Source organism: Burkholderia sp. Se-20378, from assembly GCF_017104665.1.
In the GTDB taxonomy this organism is placed as follows: Bacteria; Pseudomonadota; Gammaproteobacteria; order Burkholderiales; family Burkholderiaceae; genus Burkholderia; species Burkholderia lata.
Genome location: NZ_JAAGPG010000649.1, coordinates 1 through 4,261, shown reverse-complemented (window position 1 = coordinate 4,261; position 4,261 = coordinate 1). Strand labels below are relative to the sequence as shown.

The following is a 4,261-nucleotide window of genomic DNA, read 5'->3' as shown; positions in this document are numbered from 1 at the left end:
CGCCGACCGCTGCGCCGGCTACCCCGCCGAGCGCGCCGCCAAGCGCGTTGTTCATGTCACCTGCCATGGCCGGCAGTGCAGTCGCGCCGGTCAAAGCGGCGACGACGAGAGCGGGGGCGATTTTCTTCCACATTCCCGTATTCTTCCTTGTTCGCAATCTGGTTATTGAAGGTCCGCTCGGTACGACGATCTGAATCGATCGACGTCGGGTCAGGCATTGTGCCGAACCGCGGACCAATTCATTTCAATGAGCTTGCGGCGAAGAATAGCACCGGTCCCACATCCTTGCCGTGGACATTCTGGTAACAAGTTGTTTACGAATAAGCAACCTTGAATGCACGCACCGGAATGCCCGCAAACCCGCGCCGGCATTGGCTCCGGCGAGGGTCCGGCCCGGTGGAAAAACAGGCCGGCCATGCGCGGCGTCGCACGTTTGCGACACACGTGGCAACACATCGGGAACGAATCGTGGGCGGGGCCCGAAACGACGGCCGGGAAGAAATGAAGAGGGTCAGTACACGCCGGGCAGCAGACGCCAGGTTCGCACGCAATACGCGTCGTATTCGGCGCCGAATTGCGCATGCAGCAGCGCCTCCTCGGAGCGGATACGCGCGACGAGCGGCACCATCGTCAGCACGACCAGCAGCAAGCCGACACTCGAACGGAATGTCAGCGCCCAGCCGACCGAATTGACGACCAGGCCGAGATAGCTCGGATTGCGGATGCGGCTGTAGATGCCGTCGGTCACGAGCGTATGGCCCGGCTGGATCGCGACGAGCCCGCTGAAGCGCTTGCCGAGCACGAATACGGGCCAGATGCGCAGCACGCCGCCCGCGATGTACAGCACGACACCGATCCAGCGCACCGTATCGCCGCCGAAGGTCCAGAAGTCGAGCCGGTCGGTCAGCGCAGGCAGGTACGCCAGCAGTAATCCGCTTACGCCGAACGCCGCGAGCACCCAGCGGTTGTCGCGGTTCTCGCGCTCGCCGCTGCTCAGGTTGCCTTCAGTGAACAATGCGGCGACGGCCATCGCGAGCGTCGCCACGACGACGACGGTCAGCTGTGGATGCGAGAAGAAGGCCGCGAACCCGCCGCTGCCGAGCACCGCGAGCCCGAGATAGACGAGCGTGGAGATGGCCGACAGGGCGGCGACCTTGCGGGTGACTGTCATGGCTGCCTCACCGGAATGCGCTTTCCTGTGAAGTATAGGAAGTGCGCACGCGCCGGGTAGCGCACCGCCGTCATGCGGTTCGCGAATCCGCGCGAGTCATCCAGCGCAACGCGATGGCGCCGACCGGTGCGGCCAGCGCCCGGTGCCGGATCAGCGGATGCGGAAGTTGCCGCCGATCCCGACGCTGACGGGCGGCGCGTAATACGCCGGCGCATAGCCGTAGTAGGCCGGCGCGGGCGCGTAGCCGTACGGCGGCGCGATGTAGCAGCCGGACAGGCCGCCGATCAGGGCAAGCGTGATGAGAAGTCTGGTCATGGCTCGATTCCCGGCGCGAAAGACGAATGGCACCTCGCGAAAGCCGCGCCGCCGCGGGGTGCGGCGGCCGGCACGAAGAGGCGATCCGCCCTTCCTGTCGCTCGATGAAGCAATGCGCGGAGTCTAGCGCCGGGTGGGCCGGGCCGAGTTTCGCCAGCGGTTACACGTGTTACCTCGCATGACCGCTGAAACAGGCGATGGCGCGGCAGCCGGCCGGTACGCCGTGCGGTGCCACGCGTTGTGTAATCGATGTGTTACACGAAACGCGCGCGAATGCGCTGCGCGAGCGCTTCGAGCGTCGCCGCATCGGCGATCTCGCGCGCATGCATCTTCAGTTCGGCGCCTTCCCAGCGCGGGATCACGTGGAAGTGCACATGCGGCACCGTCTGGCCGGCGGCCGCGCCGTTGAACTGGCCGATGAACACGCCATCCGGCTCGAGCGCCGCGCGCACCGCCGCCGCGACGCGCTGCGTCATGCGGATGCCGGCCGCGGCGGCGTCGCCGGACAATTCGAAGATCTGCGCGGCCGGCTCCTTCGGGATCACGAGCACGTGGCCGTCGGCCTGCGGCATCAGATCCATGATCGCGAGGGTCGCGTCGTCTTCCGCGACTTTCACGCACGGCAGTTCGCCGCGCAGGATTTTGGCGAACGGGTTGTTGTTGTCGTAGGACATGGCGTTTTCCGATAACGGTTGGACTGGGAGAGTAGGAAAGCGATGCCGGACGATTATCGGCCGACGACGGGTCGGATTTCAACTTGTCAGGTCGAGTCGCCCTTTCTGCGAACAATGGCCGCCGGCTCGCATGCGACGGGCGTAACGGATTGGAATAGCCGGCCATCGCCATTCGTTTATTTCGAGCGCGGGTTCACGCGGCAACCGCACGATCGCGAACCTGCGCCGGACACCCGTCGGCTGCGCAAGCCGGCAGCCGGGATGACTGCTCGCGCTCATCAACCGGAGTCATGCCATGGACCCTCTCCCCTACTGTCGTTCACCCGCCACGACCGTCCTTGCGGTCGATCCGCCGGTCGGCGCACGCGTCCGGCGCACGCTTGCGCACACGCTATGCCGCGCGGCTTGCGGCGCCGGGCTGGTCGCGTTGTCGTCGGCTTTCGCGTGGGCCGGCGGCAGCGACATCATCTTGCCGATTCCATCGTTCACCGCATCGACGGTGCCCACCAACGGCGATGTCAACCCGTACGGCATCGCGTTCGTGCCGCGCGGCGTGCCGACCTGGAGCTCGCTGAAACCGGGCGACGTCGTCGTGTCCAACTTCAACGCGGCGTCGAACACGCAAGGCACCGGCACGACGATCGTGAAGCTGTCGCCCGGCAAGACGCCGACGGCCTTCTTCCAGGGCAGCAATCTCGGCCTGACGACCGCGCTCACGGTGCTGCGCAGCGGCTTCGTACTGGTCGGCAACGTCCCGGCGCCGGACGGCAAGACCGTCGTGCCGCCGGGCTCGCTGCTCGTCATCGGCCCGCAGGGCAATCTCGTCACGCAACTCACCAGCGCCACGCTGCTCGACGGGCCGTGGGACATGACCGTGATCGATCGCGGCCAGCGCGTGACCGCGTTCGTGTCGAACGTGCTGAACGGGACGGTGTCACGCATCGAACTCGCGATCGGCGACAACGGCGTCACGATGCTGCCGGGCTCGCGCATCATCGCATCGGGCTACGTGAATCGAACCGATCCCAATGCACTCGTCGTCGGCCCGACCGGCCTTGCCTACGACCCGAACATCGACGTGCTGTATGTTGCCTCCACCGGCGACAACGCGGTGTTCGCGATCCAGAACGCCGCGTCGACGAATCGCAACGGCGGCGTCGGACGGATGATCTATTTCGACGCCGCGCACCTGCATGGCCCGCTTGCGCTGGCGCTCGCACCGAACGGCCATCTCGTGACCGCGAACGGCGACGCGGTCAACGCCGACCCGCAGCAGCCGAGCGAGATCGTCGAATTCACGGTGGACGGGCGCTTCGTCGCGCAAATGCAGGTCGACACCGTTCCGGGAGCCGCATTCGGCCTCGCGTTCGGGCACGGCAGCAAAGGCCAGCCGGAATTCGCGGCCGTCGACGACAACACGAATACCGCGACGGTCTGGACCCTGCGGTCCGACCACGACAACGCGCAGTGATGCGCCACCCGGACGGGCCGCACGCGGCCCGTTCGACCGAAGCGATCGACACACACGAGTCACACACGCCGGGCACGTTACGCGCTATCGACGCCGCGCGGCGTCGCACGCACCCGCGATTGCCACCGCCGACCCGAACCTGCGACACTGCCGGTTCGTGTTCTGCCTGCAGACAACCGAGGACGCTCGCGCATGACGATCCCCTTCAAGAAGCTGATCCTGCGCGGCGTCGCGCTCGCCGTCGTCGCCGCGGTCGGCTACACCGGGTACATGCTGTCCCGGCTCGCGCCGATCGCGACCGGTTATGCGGCGAAGGCGCTGTGTTCCGGCGTGTACGTATCGGGCCGCCCGGCCGCGTCCGTGATCGACCTCGACATCATGGCCGGCGTACATCCGCTGCTGAAACTGGTGCACCCGTCGATCGATCCCGACCATCATCGCGCGACGGCGACCTTCGCCGGCTTCGCCGAACGCGAAGCGGACTTCCGGCCCGGGCTCGGCTGCACGCTCGCACTCGGGCCGTCGCCCGGCACGTTGCCGGCCGCGCTGCCGCCCCTCCCCGATCCGCCGTCCACGCATCCCGCGCCAGCCACGCCGCCGGCCGGCATCGACGCGCAGAAGCTGCAGACC

Annotated in this window: 4 protein-coding genes and 1 pseudogene; 2 read left to right on the top strand and 3 right to left on the bottom strand. The window is 67.1% G+C overall.

Annotated elements, in window-relative coordinates; genetic code table 11:
- Positions 1-511 precede the first annotated feature (511 nt).
- From G3N93_RS35460 to G3N93_RS35450, 3 genes are all read right to left on the bottom strand, one after another.
- Entirely contained in the window at positions 512-1,171 is a 660-nt protein-coding gene (locus tag G3N93_RS35460) for an isoprenylcysteine carboxylmethyltransferase family protein (protein ID WP_206135059.1), read from the bottom strand.
- A gap of 150 nt (positions 1,172-1,321) precedes the next feature.
- Positions 1,322-1,486 (bottom strand): hypothetical protein, encoded by a 165-nt coding sequence (locus G3N93_RS35455; RefSeq protein WP_174917998.1) that lies wholly within the window; start codon positions 1,484-1,486, stop codon positions 1,322-1,324.
- A 254-nt stretch (positions 1,487-1,740) separates the two neighbouring features.
- On the bottom strand, positions 1,741-2,160 hold the full coding sequence (locus G3N93_RS35450; RefSeq protein WP_041493445.1) for an HIT family protein: 420 nt from the start codon (positions 2,158-2,160) through the stop codon (positions 1,741-1,743).
- A 295-nt stretch (positions 2,161-2,455) separates the two neighbouring features.
- Between G3N93_RS35450 and G3N93_RS35445 the strand changes: the two genes are divergently transcribed.
- Together G3N93_RS35445 and G3N93_RS35440 are read left to right on the top strand one after the other, a co-directional pair.
- Entirely contained in the window at positions 2,456-3,631 is a 1,176-nt protein-coding gene (locus tag G3N93_RS35445) for a hypothetical protein (RefSeq protein ID WP_206135058.1), read from the top strand.
- 192 nt (positions 3,632-3,823) lie between these two features.
- A pseudogene (locus tag G3N93_RS35440) lies at positions 3,824-4,261 on the top strand (serine hydrolase); the annotation flags it as partial.